We start from the raw sequence: 19,835 nt of genomic DNA, 5'->3' as shown, positions 1-19,835 counted from the left end.
CTATGCAAGGGCCGGTCCGCCTGGCGGTAAGCAACGCTGGCGGGGCCGCTGCTGCGTTATCCTTGCAACATTGGCAGATGGTCTGAGGCTTTGCATTCTTGCGCCAGCGTCCGTATCTTCCCCGGCTTGCCTGTATGCAGCCAATTTCGAGGTTCTTGCAATGAGTTTGAGCGAAGCGCGTTTTCACGACCTGGTCGATGCCACCCAACAGGCGCTGGAAGACCTGTTCGATGAAGCCGATCTTGATCTGGACATGGAAAACTCCGCCGGCGTACTCACCATCAAGTTCGAAAACGGCAGCCAGCTGATCTTCAGCCGGCAGGAGCCGCTGCGCCAGTTGTGGCTGGCAGACAAGTCTGGCGGTTTCCACTTCGACTATGACGAAGAAAGCGGTAAATGGACCTGCGAAAAGACTGAGGAGTTGCTCGGCGAGATGCTTGAGCGCATCGTCTGGGGGCACGTTGGCGAGAAGCTGGACTTCGACGAGATCTGACATGAGCGAGCAGCCGCGGCCGCCCAAGCCGCTTTACAGTAACGTCAGCCCAGCGGTGAAATCGCCCTGCATCAATGTTTGCCGACTGGATGCCGAACGGGTCTGCACCGGTTGCCAGCGCCATGTCGAGCACATCCGCGAGTGGCGCTCTGCCGACGACGAACGCCGCCGGCAGATCTGCCGGGAAGCCGAGGCCCTGCGCGCCCGGGCTTGAGTATTCGCCCGGCTGTGATACTGTCGGACTCTGCGTCGGCGCTGCCGAATGCCTGCACAAACCCCGCCCTTGGGCGGGGTTTTGCTTTATTCGTGCGCCGCAAATTGTCTGTTGAACATGGAGTCTGACTGGAACATGAGCCGCAAACCTTCCCTCATCCTCACCCGCCTGGACGTGCAACGTCTCGAGCGCCTGATCGATAGCCTCGATGAGAACGCGCCGGGTGTCGCCGCCTTGCAGGACGAGCTCGACCGCGCCGAGAAGGTAGTCGGTCACGAGGAGGTCCCGGCCGGTGTGGTGACCATGAATTCGCGGGTGCACTGCCGCGAAGAGGCCAGCGGCAAGGACTACCACCTGACTCTGGTCTATCCGAAAGACGTCAGCGGTGAAGGCAAGGTATCGATCCTGGCGCCGATTGGCTGCGCTTTGCTCGGCCTGTCGGTAGGTGACCAGATCGACTGGCCGGCGCCGGGTGGCAAGACCCTCAAGCTGACCTTGCTGGCGGTCGAGTATCAGCCAGAAGCTGCAGGCGACTTCGACCTCTGAGAGGTCACGCGGGCCTCACTGCAGTGAGGCCTGCAACTGCTCGACGCCGTCATTCAGCGCCTGCTCCAGCTCGCGCTTGTACCTCAGATGCAGGCATGTCGAGCCCTGCTCATCGGTGAGCAGATCGGACAAATCCAGATCGGTGATATAGCAGCGATAACGCCCGGCACTGCGCCGCTGGCCGAGGATCTGCCGCGCCACCACGGCGTACAGCTGATCGCCGTATTCAAGCTGCGAATATTCCTGCTGATCGCAGTACAGGGTGATGTGCACCTCATCGCCGATCCCGCTCTGTACGATCGCCTGCACCTCGTAATAGGGCTGGCTGCCGTTGTCGCTCGGTGCCTGGCGTGGCTCCAGGCTGCGCACCTTGCCCAGGCCAGCAGGCAGCAGTTGGTAGTAGAGAATATCCAATGAGCCCTGTTGCAGACTGGTCAGCGGCAGCCGGGCATCGCGGCGCATGCCCAGCGATTGCAGAAAACGCTGCAACGGCAGCAACAGGTGCGCCTCATCTTCCAGCGGCAGGCGCTGCTGCCACAGGGCATTGAATTCATCCAGCACGTACAGGTCGGCCCAGCCGTCGAGCAGGCGGTAGAACACCTGGATGCACTGCGGCTGGCCTTGGGGCAGAACCCATACCAGATCTTCATCGTCCAGCGCGTTGTCGTCCAGGTGCAGCGGGCTGTACTCACTGCGCTCCTCGCCCAGATAAGCCAGCAGTTGCTCGTGGTTGGTCAAGGTGACCAGGTTGACTTCACCAGGCTGTAGCTCAAGCACATGGGTGTCCTGTGCGATCTGTACCAGGTATCGGTAGTTCAGCCGCTGCTGGAGCAACGCGCGAGCCGTGGCGAACACATCCTCGACCCGCTGCGCGATGGCCTGGGCGCGGTTGTGACAGAAGCTGCGCACCTGCAGCCGTGGCGGTTGCTGGCGCTGGCCCGGGGTGTTGAGAAAGTCACGCAGGCAACGCATCAGCGCATGTTCGCCGTCATAGCGCTGGACCAGCACCTCGTTCCAGCTGTTCAAGGTGATCTGATCGAGGGTCAGCACCAGGTTCTCGCGTACGCCGGCGTAACTCAGCGAGTCGGTGCGGGCGGTGGTCATGAGGATGTTCAGTTCACGCTGATGGCGCAGCGGGTCGACGCCGACATTGACCAGCAACAGGACCTCGTCCGCCACACTTGGCTGCAGCAGGCGCAACTCGCTGACGGGCTCCAAGGGCAGGGCAATACTCTGTTGCAGGCTGCCGAGCAGGTTGAACAGCTCGAACTCGCTCAGGTCGCTGGCGCCCGGATGCAGGGCCAGCCGTGTGCTGCTGTCGATCACGCCGTTGCGGTGCGCCCAGGTCAGCAGCTCGAGCAGTTCGCGGCAGCGCTTGAGCGGGCTGGAGTGGTCCAGCTCATCCACGCTCAGGTTGCCCTGGTACAGGCTCCAGTGGAACGCGCCGGGCTCCTTGCGATTGCTCGCATGGACCAACGTCAGTGTGTCTTCGGCAAGGTCCGGGGCAATCCCCGGGTTGATCACTTCGATCTTGCCGGCACGGCGCTCGAAGGCGGCGTAAAGGCGTCGGCCGAGCACGTTCAGGTCGCGTTGGTCGGCGCGGCTGCTGGCCTGCTGTTCACGGGCGAACTGATTGAGGAAGCGATAGCTGTGATTGAGCTCGGCCACCAGCGCCCGGCGCTCGAGCGCGACCTGGCGCACCTTCCACTGGCTGCGGCTGTCGAGCAGCGCCAGCTGGCGCTCGTCCCAGCCCCATTCTCGAACCAGGCGAGCCAATAGCTGGCGTTGCCAGCCGCCGTTGCGCGAGCGGCCGCTGAGCTTTTTGTTGACCTTCAGATACAAGCTGCGCCGTACCAGCTCCAGCCGCGCGACATCGCCGCGGCGTAGCAAATACTGCTCGATGCGCCGATAGACCATCACGTACGGGTCCAGCGCATCGAGGTCGAGCTGGTTGGCAAACACCGCCTGCTTGAACTCCAGACTCAGGCAGCGCACCTGTGGATGCTCGCTGGCGTAGGCTTCGGTCAACAGCAGCTTGAGCAGCGATTTGTAAGGTGAGTCGATGCCTTTGAACAACTGCCACAGGCCGGCGCCGACAAACTCGCCGACCGGGATATGCGCCAGGTGGCCGAGGTCGAGGTCATGATCGGTGCGGATAAAGCGCTTGCTCAGCAGGGTTTGCGTGTAGGCCTGATAGTTGTGCTCTTCATACACCGGCACCAGCCACCACAGTGGCGTGCGCCCGGCCAGCCAGATCGCGGTGCGGTAGAACTCGTCGAGCAGCAGGTAGTGCTGGGTAGTACCGCAGTCGTCTGAGCTGAGCTGGCCATCGCGCTCACCGACGGTAAAGGCCTGCGGTTCGATCAGAAAGAAATGCGCCTCGGCGCCGAGGCTCGCCGCCCACGCTTCGAGCAACTGGCATTTGCGCCTGAGCTCGGCCAGCGCCCACTCGGCCAGGCCGGCGGCGTGGCAGACCCACACATCCATGTCGCTCTGTTCGGCCTGGGCCAGGGTGCCCAGGCTGCCCATCAGGTACAGGCCCTGAATCGGTAGCGGCGCATTGCCCAGCCGCGGTTTGTAGCTGAACGAGCGCGCCAGGCGCTGGCCCTCGGCAATCAGCTCGGCATCCGGCTCATACCTGCACACCCCGGCTGGAGTGGTGCCGGAGACATACCCGGGTAGCAGCGGGTGATTGACATGAAACAACAGTGGCAACAGCGTCAGCACCTGCTGCTGGCGCGTTGACAAGCCCTCCCGTGCACGCCCGAGGCGGCCCTGATTGATCTGCATGAAGCGCGCGCGCAGCGTGGCCAGGACTTTGCGGTCGATACCGTCGTCCAGGTCTGGGCGGATTTCATGAGGGTGGTTCATTGCGCACTCAGGGGCAGGCCAGGGCAGTGCCGAGTTTAGCCTGAGCAAGGGGCAATAGCGGGTAATTTATGGTTTTTTGACGCCAAATTAATAGCAAGGCGGTTGGCCTGTTCGCGACCAGCAACCTGGCCCGCGAACAGGCGCGAAGGCTTCAGGCGGTTTCTGGGGCTTTGAGAATGTTCAGCACAATCTGCACGCTCTGCGCCGCGTCACGGCCCAGGCTGGTCAGATAACCACCATCGGGCTGGTCGGTCAGTTGCTTGTCAAAGAGGCGCTTGGCAGCAGCGACTTTATCTGGCGAAGCGGATTGGTGGACCTGGATGCCTTCCTGGCTGCTATCGAGATTGAACAGCGCAAGAACTTCCAGCTCGGCGATCAGTTCGGGGGTAAGCGACATGGCAACTCCTGACTTCCAGACAAGGATTTAGGCACCACTGCGGGTGCTTGATCATGGAGTGTAGACAGACTTTTCAAGCGTTGCCTTGATCCGCCTCAGGTGGCAGCTCCGGCAGGGCGCGCAGTGCCGTTTCATACCACTCGGTATCGAACGGGCGGTCGGCATCGAGCATGGCGTCAATCTCGAAGGCCAGTACATGGGCCATCAGGTTGAGAATATCTTCGCGCTCATAGCCAACCAGCTTCAGCTTGTTGAAAGTCGCCAGGGCCGCCGGCGGCTCGCCGCTTTCGATCTGGTTTTCGATGGCCTGGGTCAGGGTAGCTTCGGCGAAGGCTTCTTCATCTTCGTTGTCGATGTCTTGGGGTTCGCTCATGGCAGTGCTCCTGTAGTGAGGGGGCTAGTTTGCCATGCCCGCGCCGGCAATGCCTGGCCATCTATGCCATGCATGACGCTGGTCATGGCGTAAGGGAGTGGTTATAACAGCCGGGCCATCCCCTCACGGCCTGGAGGCTGTCGCAATGCTCAAGCTCTACGGATTCCCTGTCAGCAACTACTACAACATGGTCAAGCTGGCGTTGCTGGAAAAAGCCCTGCCGTTCGAAGAGGTGCCGTTCGTTTCCGGCCAGACCCCACAAGTGCTGGCCATCAGCCCGCGCGGCAAGGTGCCGGTGCTGGAGACCGAGCATGGCTTTATCAGCGAAACCAGCGTGATGCTCGACTACATCGAGCAGACTCAGCCGGGCAAAGCCCTGCTGCCGGCTGATGCCTTCGGCCAGGCCAAGGTGCGCGAGCTGGTCAAGGAAATCGAGCTGTACATCGAGTTGCCGGCGCGTACCTGCTACGCCGAAGCGTTCTTCGGCCAGGCCGTCGAGCCGCTGATCAAGGAGCGCGCCCGCACCGAGCTGCTGGCAGGCTTTGCCACGCTCAAGCGCAATGGCAAGTTCGCGCCGTACGTTGCCGGTGAGCAGATGACCCTGGCTGACTTGATGTTCGTGTTTTCGGTCGACCTTGCCTGCGCGGTCGGCAAGAAGGTATTGAACCTGGACTTTCTCGAGGACTTCCCGCAGGCGAGGGCGCTGCTGGAGTTGCTTGGCGAGAACCCGCACATGGCGAAAATTCGTGCAGACAAGGAAGCGGCGATGCCGGCATTCCTGGAGATGATCAGCAAACGCAAATGAGGGTGAAAAGGCGGGCTGCCGGGCAGCCCGCCATGACGCTTAACGCGAAGCCAACAACGCCTGGCCACGGACCACGGCCGCACGCACCTGGGCAGGTGCAGTCCCACCAATGTGATTACGTGCATTTACCGAGCCTTCCAGGGTCAGCACGGCAAACACATCCTGTTCGATCTGATCGCTGAAGCGGCGCAGCTCTTCAAGGCTCATTTCGGCCAGGTCTTTGCCGCTGTCGACGCCGTACTTCACGGCATGGCCGACGATCTCGTGGCAATCGCGGAACGGCAGGCCACGGCGTACCAGGTAATCGGCCAGGTCGGTCGCGGTGGAGAAACCGCGCAGGGCTGCTTCGCGCATGATCGCGTGACGCGGTTTGATTGCCGGGATCATGTCGGCAAACGCCCGCAGCGAATCGCGCAGGGTGTCGGCGGCGTCGAACAACGGTTCCTTGTCTTCCTGGTTGTCCTTGTTGTAGGCCAGTGGCTGGCCTTTCATCAAGGTCAGCAGGCCCATCAGGGCGCCGAACACACGGCCGCTCTTGCCACGCACCAGCTCAGGTACGTCGGGGTTTTTCTTTTGCGGCATGATCGAGCTGCCGGTGCAGAAGCGATCCGGCAGATCAATGAACTGGAACTGGGCGCTGGTCCACAGCACCAGCTCTTCGGAGAAGCGCGACAGGTGCATCATCGCCACGCTGGCCGCGGCGCAGAATTCGATGGCGAAGTCGCGATCGGAAACGCCGTCCAGCGAGTTGCCGGCAACCGCTTCGAAGCCCAGCAGCTTGCAGGTCAGCTCGCGGTCGATCGGGTAGGTGGTGCCAGCCAGCGCGGCGCTGCCCAGAGGCATGCGGTTGGTGCGCTTGCGGCAGTCGACCAGGCGCTCGTAGTCACGGCTGAGCATTTCGAACCAGGCCAGCAGGTGGTGGCCGAAGGTCACTGGCTGCGCGGTCTGCAGGTGGGTGAAGCCGGGCATGATGGTCTCGGCTTCACGCTCTGCCTGCTCCAGCAGGCCCTTCTGCAGGCGTGTGATTTCGCCTAGGATCAGGTCGATTTCGTCACGCAGCCACAGGCGGATGTCGGTGGCGACCTGATCGTTGCGGCTGCGTCCGGTGTGCAGTTTCTTGCCGGTGACACCGATGCGATCAGTCAGGCGCGCTTCGATGTTCATGTGCACGTCTTCAAGGTCGACGCGCCAGTCGAAGTTGCCGGCCTCGATCTCGGTCTGAATGGTCTTCAGGCCGTCGATGATGGTGTCGCGCTCGGCGTCGCTGAGTACGCCGACCTGCGCCAGCATGGTCGCGTGGGCAATCGAACCCATGATGTCGTGGCGGTACAGGCGCTTGTCGAAGTCGACCGAAGCGGTGAAGCGGGCGACGAAGGCGTCGACGGGTTCACTGAAGCGGCCGCCCCAGGACTGATTGGTCTTGTCAGTGCTCATGGATTCACTCGTTGAAGGCGTGAACGATAAAAAGTGGCGCCGATAATAACAGGGTTGCACTGCCCGCCGCAGGGCATCGGTCGCTAGAAACAGCAGGAAATCAACCGGCGAAGTTACTGCAAAGGATATTTACCGATTGAACGGCAGCGTTCCACGAAGCGTCTACAGTTTGACAATAGGCTGGCGCTGAATCTGTCAGACCAGTGAATCTTTGGCCATTGCATGGGTCTAGAGCGTGACTGCGGCGTCGGACTACCGAGCCCGGTTTACGCTTATTACTTGTGCGAGACTCATTCAGGAATCCAGCGCAACTATGAATGTCCTGATCGTTGATGACGAACCCAAAGCCCGCGAAGACCTCAGCCGCTTGCTCGGCGGGCAGGAGGGCTACACGGTACTGGAGCCCAGCGCCACCAATGGCGAGGAAGCTCTTGCCTTGATCGACAGCCTCAAGCCTGACGTGGTCCTGCTTGATATCGGCATGCCCGGCCTGGACGGCCTGCAGGTGGCTGCTCGCCTGTGCGAGCGCGAAGCGCCGCCAGCGGTGGTGTTCTGCACCGGTGATGACGAATACGGCAGCGAAGCGTTCAAGGACAGCACCCTCAGCCATGTCAGCAAGCCGGTGCAGCCGCAGGCCCTGCGCGATGCCCTGCGCAAGGCAGAAAAACCCAACCGCGCGCTGCTGGCGGCGCTGACCCGGCCAGCCACTGAAGACGGCGGCAACCCGCGCAACCACATCAGTGCGCGCACCCGCAAAGGCATCGAGCTGATCCCGCTGTCACAGGTGATCTACTTCATTGCCGACCACAAATACGTGACCTTGCGCCATGAGGCCGGTGAAGTGCTGCTGGATGAGCCGCTCAAAGCGCTGGAAGACGAGTTCGGCGAGCGTTTCGTGCGCATCCACCGCAACGCGCTGGTTGCCCGGGAACGTATCGAGAAGCTGCAGCGTACGCCGCTGGGGCATTTCCAGCTCTACCTCAAAGGCATGGGCGAGGATGCATTGATCGTCAGCCGCCGCCATGTAGCAGGCGTGCGCAAGATGATGCAGGGCTTGCACTGATCGCTCGCCCTCGGCGCCGCTGCGCTCGCGCGCACTGGCGCGGCACTACCGATTGCTGACCTGAGTCTGCAGGCAGGCCCCGAGTAGCTGTTATCATCGGCAGCATTTCTCTGCATCGGGGCGTTTCATGTCCACTCGCGAAATCCGCATTGCCACCCGTAAAAGTGCCCTTGCCCTGTGGCAGGCCGAGTACGTCAAAGCACGTCTGGAGCAGGCTCATCCAGGCCTGATCGTCAGCCTGGTGCCGATGGTCAGCCGTGGCGACAAGCTGCTCGACGCGCCGCTGGCGAAGATCGGCGGCAAGGGCCTGTTCGTCAAAGAGCTGGAAACCGCCCTGCTCGAGAACGAAGCCGACATCGCCGTGCATTCGATGAAAGACGTGCCCATGGACTTCCCTGAAGGCCTGGGCCTGTACTGCATCTGTGAGCGTGAAGACCCGCGCGATGCCTTCGTTTCCAATACCTACGCAAGCCTTGACGCATTGCCTGCAGGCAGCATCGTCGGCACCTCCAGCCTGCGCCGCCAGGCGCAGTTGCTGGCGCGCCGACCGGATCTGCAAATTCGCTTCCTGCGCGGTAACGTCAATACCCGTCTGGCCAAGCTTGATGCCGGTGAATATGACGCGATCATTCTGGCCGCGGCGGGCCTGATCCGCCTCGGCTTCGAAGACCGCATCAGCGCCAGCATCAGTGTCGACGACAGCCTGCCGGCCGGTGGCCAGGGCGCAGTCGGCATCGAGTGCCGCAGCGCCGACAGCGAAATCCACGCCCTGCTGGCGCCGCTGCACCATGTCGACACCGCCGACCGAGTGGTGGCCGAACGTGCCTTGAACAAGCACCTCAACGGCGGTTGCCAGGTGCCGATCGCCTGCTACGCCGTGCTTGAAGGCGAGCAGTTGTGGCTGCGCGGGCTGGTTGGCCAACCCAGCGGCGGGCTGCTGCTGGCAGCCGAAGCACGGGCGCCGCGGCTGCATGCCGAAGCGCTTGGCGTTCAGGTTGCCAAAGACCTGCTTGAGCAGGGCGCCGAGGCGATCCTCAAGGAAGTCTATGGCGAGGCCGGCCATCCGTGAGCGGCTGGCGTCTGCTGCTGACCCGGCCTGAAGAGGACTGTGCGGCACTGGCGCAGACCTTGGCGGCCGCCGGCATCGCCAGCAGCAGCCTGCCCTTGCTGGCGATCGAGCCGGTCACTGTGGATGACGCGCAACGCCAGCTGCTGAGCCAGCTGGCGAATTACCAGGCATTCATCGTGGTGAGCAAGCCCGCTGCGCGCTTGCTGCTGGCCAACTTGGCCAAAGCCGGCCTGGTGACGCCGTCCAACGCCTGGTTCAGCGTCGGTGAGGCGACCGCGCAGGTATTGCAGAACGCCGGGCTTTTGGTGACATTCCCTTCCCAGGGAGACGACAGTGAGGCCTTGCTTGGCTTGCCCGAGTTGCGCAAGGCTGTCGCCGTTCCTACGCCGCGTGTCCTGATTGTCCGCGGGGTAGGGGGTCGTGAACTGCTGGCAGAGCGTCTTGCCGAGCTAGGTGCTAGTGTCGATTATCTGCAACTGTATCGTCGCTGCCTGCCGGATTACCCGCCCGATACCCTGCGCGAGCGGGTCGATCGGGAACGCTTAAACGGCTTGGTGGTCAGCAGTGGGCAGGGTCTTGAACATTTGCGCCAGTTGGCAGACGCCGATTGGCCGCGCCTGGCGCGCTTGCCGTTGTTCGTGCCGAGCCCGCGCGTAGCCGAGCAGGCCCGCGCGCTGGGTGCACAACAGATTGTGGATTGCCGTGGCGCCAGTGCCGCGGCCTTGCTGGCAGCTGTGCAGCGCAGCGCTGCACCTGCCTCTTAAGGCGCTAAGCTCAGAGCGACGCGCCCCCATGCAAAGGATGGATACGTGAGCGAAACTGTCTTGTCGCAGAATGAACAGCCTTCGGTGCTCGACGCGCCGCAAACCCCTGTCAGCCCGCCGGCCAAGCGCTCAGGCAATGGCATTGCCGTCGTTGCCCTGCTGCTCGGCGCAGCCGGTGTTGCGGTAGGCGGCTGGGGTGTCTGGCAAGTGCGCCAACTGCAGGGCAATGAGCTGGGTCAAAGCCAGCGCATGGAAACCTTCAGCGAGCAGACCGCAGCGTTGCAACAGCGCGATCAGCAGATCAGCGCACAACTTGCCAGCTTGCCGCCGGCCAGCGAGCTGGAAGACCGCCGGCGCCTGGTGGCGCAGTTGCAGGGCGACCAGCAGCGCTTGAGCCAGCGGCTCGATACGGTAATGGGCGAAAGCCGCAAGGAATGGCGCCTGGCCGAAGCCGAGCACCTGCTGCGCCTGGCGACCTTGCGCTTGTCTGCACTGCAGGATGTGACCAGCGCCAAAGCGCTGGTAGAAGGTGCCGACGAGATTCTCCGCGAACAGAGCGACCCAGGTTCATTCGCCGCCCGCGAGCAGCTGGCCCGCAGCCTGGCCACACTCAACAGCACCCAGCAGCCAGACCGCACTGGCCTGTTCCTCAAGCTGGCGGCGCAGCGTGAGCAGGTGCAGCAGCTCAGTGCCCAGTCGCCTGAATTCGACAGCAGCGCAGACGCCATGGGCGCGCTGACTGCGGATGGCGATGCCAGCAGTCGCTGGTCGCGCTGGTGGGCCGAGATCTCCAAGTACTTCCAGATCGAATTCGATGCCGACAACAATGTTCGCCCACTGCTGGCTGGGCAGTCGCTGAATCAACTGCGCTTGGCCCTGAGCCTGACCATCGAGCAGGCCCAATGGGCGGCCCTGAATGGCGAAGCCAAGGTTTATACCCAGGCGCTGGATGATGCTCGCAGCGTACTGCTGGCCAACTTCAACGCCGACAACCCGCAAAGCAAGGCCATGCTCGACAGCCTCAACGCCCTGGCCGAGCAGCCAGTGTCGGTGGTCACCCCTGACCTCAGCGAAAGCCTGGCGGCGGTACAGGCCTACATTCAGCGCCGCCACCTGCCGGCCAACGCCGAAGGGGGCAAGCCATGAAGCGAGTCTATCTGCTCGCGGTGCTGGCAATCGTGGTTGCCGCAGCGCTGGGCATCGCCGTGGCCAAGCACAGCGGCTACGTGATGGTGTCCTACGGCAGCTTCCGCTATCAGTCCGGTCTGTGGGCCGCCTTGGGTGGCTTGATCGGCCTGATCGTAGTGCTGTGGCTGTTGCGCTACGTGCTTGGCCTGATCCTGAGTTCGACCGGGGTGGTCAACCCATGGTCGCGGCGCAATCGCCGCCGGCGCACGCGCATCGCCATCGAACAGGGCCAACTGGATCTGGCCGAAGGTCGTTGGGCCAGCGCGCAGCGTCACCTGCACCGCGCCGCTGAAGCCGAGCGCCAGCCGCTGTTGTATTACCTCGGCGCCGCCCGCGCGGCGAACGAGCTGGGCCGCACTGAAGAAAGCGACAACCTGCTGGAGCGCGCGCTCGAGCGTCAGCCCCAGGCCGAACTGGCGGTGGCATTGACCCACGCCCAACTGCAGATGGATCGCGGCGACAGCGACGGTGCCCTCGAAACCCTGCTGGCGATGCAACAGCGCCACCCGCATAACGGCCAGGTGCTGCGCCTGCTGCAGCAATTACACCTGCAGCGTGGCGACTGGCCGGCGCTGATTCGGCTGCTGCCTGACCTGCGCAAGGGCAAGGTATTGCCAGCCACTGAGTTGGCTGCGCTGGAGCAGCGTGCCTGGGGCCAGAACCTGAGCATCGCCGCGACACGTGGTGATGATGCGGTAGCCGCCCGGCAGGCGCTGGAACGCGCCTGGCAGCAGCTGACTGCCGCGCAGCGCCAGGAGCCGCAGTTGGTGCTCGCCTACGCTGAACAGCTGCGTCAGGTCGGCGCCCAGGGCGAAGCCGAGCAGGTCTTGCGTGCGGCACTCAAACGCCAGTACGAAAGCCATCTGGCCCGGCTGTACGGGCTGATCCGTGGTGATGACCCAGCGCGCCAGCTGCAAACCGCCGAAGGCTGGCTCAAAGAGCACGCTCAGGACCCGAGCCTGCTGTTGACCCTAGGCCGCTTGAGCCTGCAGAACCGCCTGTGGGGCAAGGCGCGCGATTATCTTGAGAGCAGCCTGCGTTTTGAGCGCAACCCGGAAACCTGTGCCGAGCTGGCGCGGTTGCTGGCGAGCCTGGGTGAAACCGAACGCAGCAACCAATTGTTCCAGGAAGGCCTTGGCCTGCTCGACGAGCGCCTGCTGGCGCTGCCGTTGCCAGACGGCGCCCGAGCTTGACCGACCCTTGGGTCTGCGCAAGCCGCGCAGGCCCAAGGGCTGGTATCTAATCTGAAGCGGTGAAGTCAATTTGCGATGACCCCCTTCGGAAATTTCCCACAGCAATCGGTAAACTTTCCTCAGCAATCAGAGACTTGTCCCGACTGTATTGCCTTGAAACAAAGTACCCATTTCCTCTACCGTCTCAAGCCACGTCATTGACTCCTCCGGGACCCCATCGCCATGCCGCTGGCCCGTTTTCGTACTCTATTTTTCCCAGGCTTGCTGGCCTCGCTGGCGATCCTGTTTGCCGCTTTCGCCCTCGAAAGAAACCTGGGGTTGCTGCCTTGCTCGCTGTGTTCCGGCCAGCGCCTGCTGCTGGGCCTGTATGCGCTGGTCTGCCTGGTTGCGCTGGTGCATGCCCCGCAGCGTCTCGGTTGGCTGGTCTACACGATGCTGGCATTGGCCTGCTCGGCCAGCGGCGCGCTGTTGGCGGCGCGGCAGGTCTGGCTGCAGGGCTCGGAGTTTGCTCATGGCGCCTGCCTGCAGCCGCTGCCGACGGTGTTTGAGCAGCCGTGGCGGCAAGCGTTGGAAACCCTGCTCAAGGGTGGCCCTGACTGCGGCGCGTTGTCCTGGAGCTTTCTCGACCTGACCTTGCCCGAGTGGAGCCTGCTGGCCTTCCTGCTGCTGGCAGCGCTGCCGCTGTCGCGGCTGGTGGCTGATCGTTTGCGCCGCCTCGCCCAACATTGATCCAGCGCAAGCTTGGCGCATGGTTCGACCGGCGGCGCGCTATCAAGGGATGAAACGCTTGTATGAACTTTGTCCGATGCGTACCTTGATGGGTAGCACGTGCGGGAATAATCTCCCAGCACGGACACTGAAAACACAACTGCTCGATGCCGTACTGCTGACGTCCCTTTGTCGCGCACCTTTGCGCAACGAGGTGCAGCGGCATCTACCCAGAAGGGAAGAACTGCCATGCTCGATAGTTGCCAGAATGCCCAGGAACGCTGGGGCGGGGTCCACAAGCTGATCGATCGCTGGCTGCTGGAACGCCAGGAGCTGGTGGTGGCTTTCCGCGCACTGCGCGACGCCAAGCCAGCCTTCGCTGACAAGGCGCAGAGCCGTGATTTCTGTGGCGTGTTGGTCGACTATGTATCGGCTTGGCATTTCGAAGTGTTCGAGCAGCTGCTCAGCGAGGCCAAGGCCTTCGACGACAAGCGCGCCCTGGCGCTGGCCGAAGACATGACCCCACGCATCACCGACATCACCCAGATCGCGCTGGACTTCAACGATCACTGTGACAAGGCCGAGTGCAACGACCCTGAGCGCTTCGCCCAGACCCTGCAAGCACTGGGCGGCCATCTGCGCGAACGCTTCGAGCTGGAAGACTGCCTGATCGAAGTGCTGCACACCGCACACAAACAGGAAGCTGCACTGCAGGCCTGATCGCCTCGATCAGTCGGCCACTGCCAGCAATTCGATTTCAAATACCAACGGGGTGTAGGGTGCGATCAGGTCGCCCGCCCCGTCGGCGCCGTAAGCTTGCGCCGAAGGGATCACCAAACGCCATTTGGCTCCCACCTTCATTTTTGGCAGCGCCGCCTGCCAGCCTTCGATCACCGAGTCCAGACTGAACCACTGCGGTTGCTGGTTCTGGTCGAACACCGAGCCATCCGGCAGACGTCCTACGTAGCGCACTTGCACCTTGCCGCCGGGCTTGGGCTGCGCGCCAGTGCCTGCCTGTAACTCGCTGTAAAGAATTCCTTCAGGTAATTCATGGGTGCCGACTCGGCCGCGTTCATTGGCCATGAAGCGGATTTCAGCCGCTTGTGCCTGGCTGCCCTGGGCCTCGGTTTCATGCTGCTCGAGCAGGCTTTGCATCTGTGCTTGATCGAGCCGCAGCGGCTTGCCTTGGTAGGCCTGGCGCAGGCCTTCGACCAGGGCTTCCAGTTGCAGGTCAGGGACCTCCTGACGCAGCCGCTCACCGAGGCTCGCGCCCAGGCTGTAGGCCATATCCTGATCGGTGTTGCTGGCCGGCGCGGCAACACTCAATGGCGCGAGCAGGCAGAGGCTGAGCAGAAGATAACGGGACACGATCGACTCCGGACGCGATGGCCAAGTAGCAACAGCCGAACAAGGGCCAACTACACTTGCTCGAGCTGCACCATAACAACTTTGCCCAGGCATGCAACGCGGCCCCAGCAATACTGTCAAGATGCCCTAGCGGCGGTAGCAGCAGAAGCATAGTATGAGCCGCAATCTCATCAGCCAGGAGGTAAACCATGTCGGCCAAGAAGAAGCCAGTAAGTACGCCGTTGCACCTGCTCCAGCAACTTTCCGGTAGCCTGCTCGAACATCTGGAAGATGCCTGCTCGCAAGCGCTGGCGGATGCAGAGAAACTGTTGGCAAAGTTGGAAAAACAACGCGGCAAGGCGCAGGAAAAACTGCACGGTTCGCGGCTGAAACTGCAAGACGCTGCCCAGGCTGGCAAAGCCAAGGCGCAGAACAAGGCGCACAAGGCTGCCAGCGAACTTGAAGAAGTGCTCGACTCGCTCAAAGAGCGTCAATCGCAGACCCGCATCTACATCCAGCAGCTCAAGCGCGATGCGCAGCAGAGCCTGAAAATCGCTCAAGGCGTAGGCAAGGTCCGTGAAGCAGCCGCCAAGGCCCTCGAGCAACGCACTGTTGCCGAACCTGCTGCCAGCAAGGCGCCAGCCAAGGCAGCCGGCAAGACCACTGCCAGCAAAGCTCCAGCCAAAGTCGCTGCGGTCAAACCCGCCGCCAAGCCAGCTGCTGCCAAAGCGCCTGTTAAAGCTGTCGCCAAGCCGGCTGCCAGCAAAGCACCAGCCAAGGCCGCTGCAGCCAAGCCTGCCGTTGCCAAAGCACCGGCCAAAGTAGCTGCCAAGCCCACTGCCAGCAAAGCCCCAGCGAGGACTGCCGCTGCCAAACCGGCGGCTGCCAAAGCGCCAGCCAAACCTGCCGCTGGCAAACCCGTTGCCGCCAAGGCTGCAGCCAAACCTGCTGCTGCCAAGCCTGCAGCCAGCAAGGCGCCAGCTAAAGCCGCTGCAGGCAAACCCGCCGTTGCCAAAGCACCGGCCAAGACCGCAGCAACCAAACCGGCTGCCAAGCCAGCTGCAGCCAAGCCAGCCGCTGCAAAAACAGACGACGCCAAAGCCAGCACCGCAGCAACCAGCACCAACTCGGCAGCACCAGCGGCAACGCCTGCTGGAGCGGCCAACACCCCAGCTCAGTCGCCGTCTTCGGCGTCCTGAAAGGCTGACGCTGCGGCGCGCAATTGATCCAGCGCGCCGTGGTCGCGGCACAGGTCCGGCGCCAGCCGGACCAGCCAGTCGTCCGCGGTCTCGTCCGAGCCTGCGGGCCATTGCTGCGAGCACGCCTGCAAACGCTCGAGCAAGGTTCTTTCAGCCTGTAGTTCCAAGCCCTTCAACTGCTCCCGTAACAGTGCCAGCGCGGCATCGCCCTGCGCTGCCATACGCCATTGCTGACGCAGCGTGCGCAGTGGTTGGACCACCTCGATTCGCCACGGCTCAGCTAACCCCAGCAGGGCGCACACGCGCTCATCGCTGACGCGTGCCCGGCGCGCTTGCAGCCAGCTTGCGCAAAGCAGCAGGCACACGTCGGCGCCGTCCTCCTGCAGTTGCAGGCAAGCCGCTTCAACTCCGGGCCGGGCGTACAGGGCCAGGGCGTAATTCCACAGGTCGGTGTGCATGGTTCCACTCGCGCTAGCGGCCGAGGAAGCTGGTAGACTCCGCGACCATCATGATCAGACTAACCAACCTCACTTTACAGCGTGGTCCGCAGCGCCTGCTAGATAGCGCCGAGATGACGCTGCACGCCGGTCATAAAGCCGGCCTCATCGGTGCCAACGGCGCCGGCAAATCCAGCCTGTTCGCCTTGCTGCGCGGCGAGCTCACGCCCGACGGCGGCGACTGCCAGCTGCCCGGCGACTGGCGCATCGCGCACATGCGTCAGGAGGTCGATACCCTCGAGCGCGTGGCAGTCGACTATGTGCTCGATGGCGACCTGCGCCTGCGTCAGGTCCAGGCCGAGCTGGCAGTGGCCGAGCAAGCCCACGACGGCACTGCGCTGGCCCGCTTGCACAGCGAGCTGGAGGGCGCTGACGGTTATACCGCCGATGCCCGTGCACGCAAGTTGCTGGCCGGCCTTGGCTTCAGCAACGAGCAGATGGACCGCCGCGTCGGCGACTTCTCCGGTGGCTGGCGGATGCGCCTGAACCTGGCGCAGGCCCTGATGTGCCCGTCCGACCTGCTGCTGCTCGACGAGCCGACCAACCACTTGGACCTGGACGCCATCCTCTGGCTGGAAGACTGGCTCAAGGGCTACCCGGGCACGCTGCTGCTGATCTCCCACGATCGCGACTTCCTCGATTCGGTGGTCGACCACGTGCTCCACGTCGAGCAGCGCAAGCTGACCCTGTACAAGGGTGGCTACAGCGCCTTCGAACGCACCCGCGCCGAACGTCTGGCCCAGCAGCAACAGGCCTACGAGAAGCAGCAGGCGCAGCGCGCGCACATGGAAAAGTACATCGCCCGCTTCAAGGCGCAAGCGACCAAGGCCCGTCAGGCGCAGAGCCGGATCAAGGCCCTGGAACGCATGGAAGAACTGTCGGCAGCGCACGTCGACTCGCCGTTCGACTTCGTCTTCCGCGAATCGCAAAAAATCTCCAGCCCCTTGCTCGACCTTTCCGAAGGCCGTCTGGGTTACGGCGACACCGCCGTGCTGGAGAAGGTCAAGCTGCAGCTCACGCCGGGTGCGCGGATCGGCCTGCTCGGGCCCAACGGCGCCGGCAAGTCGACCCTGATCAAGAACCTTGCCGGCGAACTGCAGCCGCTGGGCGGGCGCCTGGTGCGCGGTGAGAACCTTTCGGTTGGCTATTTCGCCCAGCATCAGCTGGACTCGCTGGACGACAAGGCCAGCCCGCTGCTGCACCTGCAGCGGATTGCCCCGACCGAGCGCGAGCAAACCCTGCGCGACTTCCTCGGCGGCTTCGACTTCCACGGCCCGCGTGCCGAGGAGCCGGTGGTGAACTTCTCCGGTGGTGAAAAAGCCCGGCTGGCCCTGGCCCTGATCGCCTGGGAACGGCCCAACCTGCTGCTGCTCGACGAACCGACCAACCACCTCGACCTGGAAATGCGCCTGGCGCTGACCATGGCTTTGCAGGAGTTCAGCGGGGCAGTGGTGGTGGTCTCTCACGATCGTCACCTGCTCAAGAGCACCACCGACGACTTCCTGCTGGTTGCCGACGGCAAGGTCGACACCTTCGACGGTGACCTCGATGACTACAGCCGCTGGCTGATCGACTACCGCCAGCGCAACGCGCCGGTCAGCAGCACCCCGGTCAACCCGGACAAGACCGACAAAAAGGCCCAGCGTCAGGCCGCCGCAGCCCTGCGCCAGCAACTGGCGCCGCACAAGCGCGCTGCCGACAAGCTCGAAGCCGAGCTGGGCCAGGTGCACAGTCAGCTGGCCGAGATCGACACGGCCCTGGCCGACAGCGGCCTCTACGAGCAATCGCGCAAGGATGCTCTGCGTGACCTGCTCGGCCGTCAGAGCAAACTCAAGCAGCGCGAAGCCGAGCTTGAAGAAGCCTGGATGGAGGCACTTGAGCTGCTCGAAAGCATGCAGGCCGAACTTGAGGCGTTGTCCTGATGGAAGACCTGCACGGCCTGCTGCCGGGGCAATGGATGGACTCGCTGTGGCTAGGCGCGCAGATTCTGCTGATCCTCGCCGCAGCGTTCATCCTGCAACGTTTTGTCGGCCGTTGCCTGAGCCGGCTGGGCGAACGCTATCCACTGCCACCAGAATTGCTGGTACCGGTACGTGGCGGCCTGCGCTGGCTGATCATGGGCAGTGCTCTGCTGTTTGTGCTGGAGCGTCTTGGCGTCTCGGCCACCGTGCTCTGGACCGCGCTGTCAGGCTTTGTCGCCGTAGCGGCGGTGGCGTTCTTTGCCATGTGGAGCGTGTTGTCCAACCTGCTCTGCGCCGTGCTGATCTTTACTGTCGGCCCGTTTCGTATCGGTGACGTCGTCGAGCTGGTGGAAACCCTCGACAAGCCGGGTGTGAAGGGCCGAGTGATTGCGATCAACCTGCTATTCACCACCCTGATGGAAATGCCCGATGCTGGCGGCGCGCTGGTGCAGGTGCCGAATAGCCAGTTCTTCCAGAAGTGCGTACGGCGCTGGCGTGGCAGCGAGGTGCCGGGTGTTGCCAAGGATGTTGCGGTCCAGGCTGACTGACGTTAGCCGCACCTGCTGCAAACCCACAAAAAAACGCTGGTGATTTCGCCGCCAACCTCTTAGCTTAATGTTTTGCAACATATCCGCTATGAGGTGCTACATGTCGATGGAAACGTGGTTGGCGTTCTTTGCCGCGTGCTGGGTGATCAGCCTGTCGCCGGGGGCGGGGGCGATTGCCTCGATGTCCAGCGGCCTGCAGTACGGTTTCTGGCGCGGTTACTGGAACGCCCTGGGCCTGCAACTCGGTCTGTTGCTGCAGATCGCGATCATTGCAGCCGGCGTCGGCGCCATCCTCGCCGCCTCGTCTACGGCGTTTCAGGTGATCAAGTGGTTCGGCGTGTTCTACCTCGTGTACCTCGCCTACAAGCAATGGCGCGCGCTGCCCATGGATATGAGCGCCGAGTCGCCGATACGGCCGATCGGCAAGCCACTGAGCCTGGTGTTCCGTGGTTTGCTGGTCAATGTCAGCAACCCCAAGGCACTGGTGTTCATGCTCGCCGTGCTGCCGCAGTTCATCGACCCGCATCAGGCGCTGCTGCCGCAGTATCTGACGATTGCCGCGACCATGGTCTGCGTCGACCTGCTGGTGATGGCTGGTTACACCGGGCTGGCCTCGCGGGTGCTGCGGCTGCTGCGCACGCCTAAACAGCAGAAGCGCCTGAACCGTACCTTTGCCGGGTTGTTTGTCGGCGCTGCAGCTTTCCTCGCCACCCTGCGCCGGGCGCCGCTGTGACGCTTGTCGGATAAAAAGTGCAAATTGCTTCGACCTTGAGTGGCCTGGCTGGTGTCTATCTTTGAGCAAGGTGGCTGCGGCCACCTCATCTCTCACTCAACCAGCGCCAGGCCGGCGTCGTCGACGGCCAGCTTGGCGAGGAGGCACCCATGGAAGCACCGACTCATCAGTTTGCCGAACTGTTCATGCAACTGGGGCTGGACCACGATGCGCAGAGCATCGACCAGTTCATCACCTCGCACTCGCCGCTGAAAAACGAAATCAAGCTGGTCGATGCGCCGTTCTGGAGCGACTCGCAGCGCGCATTCCTCAAAGAAGCGGTGCTTGAGGACGCCGACTGGGCAATCCCCTTTGATCAACTCAACGAAGCCCTGCGTCGCCCCCGCAAATAAAGCGCCGAGCGGCACCTGATGGGTGAAGTGGCGTTGCTAT

General features: G+C 63.1%; 22 protein-coding genes. 16 read left to right on the top strand and 6 right to left on the bottom strand.

The window, feature by feature from the left end:
* Positions 1 to 160: 160 nt before the first annotated feature.
* The 3 genes from cyaY (at position 161) to rnk (ending at position 1,253) form a co-directional block, all read left to right on the top strand.
* Positions 161 to 493 (top strand): iron donor protein CyaY, encoded by a 333-nt coding sequence (gene cyaY, locus AC58X1_RS18325; protein WP_101322637.1) that lies wholly within the window; start codon positions 161 to 163, stop codon positions 491 to 493.
* A 1-nt stretch (position 494) separates the two neighbouring features.
* Positions 495 to 707, top strand: coding sequence for a DUF1289 domain-containing protein (locus AC58X1_RS18320; RefSeq protein WP_101322636.1), 213 nt, complete (start codon positions 495 to 497; stop codon positions 705 to 707).
* A gap of 135 nt (positions 708 to 842) precedes the next feature.
* Positions 843 to 1,253, top strand: a complete 411-nt coding sequence (gene rnk, locus AC58X1_RS18315) for a nucleoside diphosphate kinase regulator (RefSeq protein WP_101322635.1) — start codon at positions 843 to 845, stop codon at positions 1,251 to 1,253.
* 15 nt (positions 1,254 to 1,268) lie between these two features.
* Here the strand turns inward: rnk and AC58X1_RS18310 are convergent, their stop codons facing one another.
* From AC58X1_RS18310 to AC58X1_RS18300, 3 genes are all read right to left on the bottom strand, one after another.
* Complete coding sequence (locus tag AC58X1_RS18310) at positions 1,269 to 4,124, bottom strand: class I adenylate cyclase (RefSeq protein ID WP_447731784.1); 2,856 nt, start codon at positions 4,122 to 4,124, stop codon at positions 1,269 to 1,271.
* A gap of 151 nt (positions 4,125 to 4,275) precedes the next feature.
* The gene (locus AC58X1_RS18305) at positions 4,276 to 4,521 is read right to left on the bottom strand and encodes a TIGR02647 family protein (protein WP_101322633.1); all 246 of its coding nucleotides are present in this window, start codon (positions 4,519 to 4,521) and stop codon (positions 4,276 to 4,278) included.
* A 73-nt stretch (positions 4,522 to 4,594) separates the two neighbouring features.
* A complete protein-coding gene (locus tag AC58X1_RS18300; RefSeq protein ID WP_101322632.1) occupies positions 4,595 to 4,894 on the bottom strand; it encodes a hypothetical protein in 300 nt (99 codons plus the stop codon).
* A 145-nt stretch (positions 4,895 to 5,039) separates the two neighbouring features.
* Here AC58X1_RS18300 and AC58X1_RS18295 point away from each other — a divergent pair, with 145 nt between their 5' ends.
* Positions 5,040 to 5,699: a glutathione S-transferase family protein gene (locus tag AC58X1_RS18295; protein ID WP_150571419.1), complete on the top strand. Its 660-nt coding sequence runs from the start codon at positions 5,040 to 5,042 to the stop codon at positions 5,697 to 5,699.
* Positions 5,700 to 5,738: 39 nt separating this feature from the next.
* On the opposite strand, the gene argH is transcribed toward AC58X1_RS18295, so the two are convergent.
* A complete protein-coding gene (argH, locus tag AC58X1_RS18290) occupies positions 5,739 to 7,133 on the bottom strand; it encodes an argininosuccinate lyase (RefSeq protein ID WP_101322630.1) in 1,395 nt (464 codons plus the stop codon).
* Positions 7,134 to 7,446: 313 nt separating this feature from the next.
* Here argH and AC58X1_RS18285 point away from each other — a divergent pair, with 313 nt between their 5' ends.
* The 7 genes from AC58X1_RS18285 (at position 7,447) to rsd (ending at position 13,838) form a co-directional block, all read left to right on the top strand.
* Positions 7,447 to 8,196 carry a LytR/AlgR family response regulator transcription factor gene (locus AC58X1_RS18285; protein ID WP_101322629.1) on the top strand — a complete coding sequence of 250 codons (750 nt, stop codon included), beginning with the start codon at positions 7,447 to 7,449 and terminating at the stop codon, positions 8,194 to 8,196.
* Positions 8,197 to 8,323: 127 nt separating this feature from the next.
* Positions 8,324 to 9,265: a hydroxymethylbilane synthase gene (gene hemC / locus AC58X1_RS18280; protein ID WP_101322628.1), complete on the top strand. Its 942-nt coding sequence runs from the start codon at positions 8,324 to 8,326 to the stop codon at positions 9,263 to 9,265.
* A complete protein-coding gene (locus tag AC58X1_RS18275) occupies positions 9,262 to 10,029 on the top strand; it encodes a uroporphyrinogen-III synthase (protein ID WP_497429274.1) in 768 nt (255 codons plus the stop codon). The genes hemC and AC58X1_RS18275 overlap by 4 nt, the downstream gene beginning before the upstream one ends.
* 45 nt (positions 10,030 to 10,074) lie before the next feature.
* Positions 10,075 to 11,175, top strand: coding sequence for a uroporphyrinogen-III C-methyltransferase (locus tag AC58X1_RS18270; RefSeq protein WP_224785570.1), 1,101 nt, complete (start codon positions 10,075 to 10,077; stop codon positions 11,173 to 11,175).
* Entirely contained in the window at positions 11,172 to 12,410 is a 1,239-nt protein-coding gene (locus AC58X1_RS18265) for a heme biosynthesis protein HemY (RefSeq protein WP_150571418.1), read from the top strand. Before AC58X1_RS18270 ends, AC58X1_RS18265 begins: the two co-directional genes overlap by 4 nt.
* A gap of 222 nt (positions 12,411 to 12,632) precedes the next feature.
* Entirely contained in the window at positions 12,633 to 13,139 is a 507-nt protein-coding gene (locus AC58X1_RS18260; RefSeq protein ID WP_101322626.1) for a disulfide bond formation protein B, read from the top strand.
* A 228-nt stretch (positions 13,140 to 13,367) separates the two neighbouring features.
* The gene (rsd, locus tag AC58X1_RS18255) at positions 13,368 to 13,838 is read left to right on the top strand and encodes a sigma D regulator (protein WP_101322625.1); all 471 of its coding nucleotides are present in this window, start codon (positions 13,368 to 13,370) and stop codon (positions 13,836 to 13,838) included.
* Between the two features lie 9 nt (positions 13,839 to 13,847).
* Here the strand turns inward: rsd and AC58X1_RS18250 are convergent, their stop codons facing one another.
* Entirely contained in the window at positions 13,848 to 14,486 is a 639-nt protein-coding gene (locus AC58X1_RS18250; protein WP_188036876.1) for an FKBP-type peptidyl-prolyl cis-trans isomerase, read from the bottom strand.
* Between the two features lie 188 nt (positions 14,487 to 14,674).
* Between AC58X1_RS18250 and AC58X1_RS18245 the strand changes: the two genes are divergently transcribed.
* Positions 14,675 to 15,664, top strand: coding sequence for an AlgP family protein (locus AC58X1_RS18245; protein WP_188036875.1), 990 nt, complete (start codon positions 14,675 to 14,677; stop codon positions 15,662 to 15,664).
* Here the strand turns inward: AC58X1_RS18245 and AC58X1_RS18240 are convergent.
* Complete coding sequence (locus AC58X1_RS18240; RefSeq protein WP_188036874.1) at positions 15,640 to 16,122, bottom strand: TIGR02444 family protein; 483 nt, start codon at positions 16,120 to 16,122, stop codon at positions 15,640 to 15,642. The two genes, AC58X1_RS18245 and AC58X1_RS18240, sit on opposite strands and share 25 nt — an antisense overlap.
* A 50-nt stretch (positions 16,123 to 16,172) precedes the next feature.
* Here AC58X1_RS18240 and AC58X1_RS18235 point away from each other — a divergent pair, with 50 nt between their 5' ends.
* The 4 genes from AC58X1_RS18235 (at position 16,173) to AC58X1_RS18220 (ending at position 19,795) form a co-directional block, all read left to right on the top strand.
* On the top strand, positions 16,173 to 18,083 hold the full coding sequence (locus AC58X1_RS18235) for an ATP-binding cassette domain-containing protein (protein ID WP_101322621.1): 1,911 nt from the start codon (positions 16,173 to 16,175) through the stop codon (positions 18,081 to 18,083).
* Positions 18,083 to 18,670, top strand: a complete 588-nt coding sequence (locus tag AC58X1_RS18230; protein ID WP_101322620.1) for a mechanosensitive ion channel family protein — start codon at positions 18,083 to 18,085, stop codon at positions 18,668 to 18,670. The genes AC58X1_RS18235 and AC58X1_RS18230 overlap by 1 nt, the downstream gene beginning before the upstream one ends.
* 100 nt (positions 18,671 to 18,770) lie before the next feature.
* Complete coding sequence (locus AC58X1_RS18225) at positions 18,771 to 19,403, top strand: LysE family transporter (RefSeq protein WP_101322619.1); 633 nt, start codon at positions 18,771 to 18,773, stop codon at positions 19,401 to 19,403.
* Between the two features lie 149 nt (positions 19,404 to 19,552).
* Positions 19,553 to 19,795 carry a DUF2789 domain-containing protein gene (locus tag AC58X1_RS18220; protein WP_101322618.1) on the top strand — a complete coding sequence of 81 codons (243 nt, stop codon included), beginning with the start codon at positions 19,553 to 19,555 and terminating at the stop codon, positions 19,793 to 19,795.
* The last annotated feature ends 40 nt before the right edge of the window (positions 19,796 to 19,835 follow it).

The organism is Pseudomonas sp. PGPR N4 (genome assembly GCF_059693665.1).
Note: the sequence above shows the minus strand (reverse complement) of the source record. Positions and strands in the feature narration are given on the sequence as shown.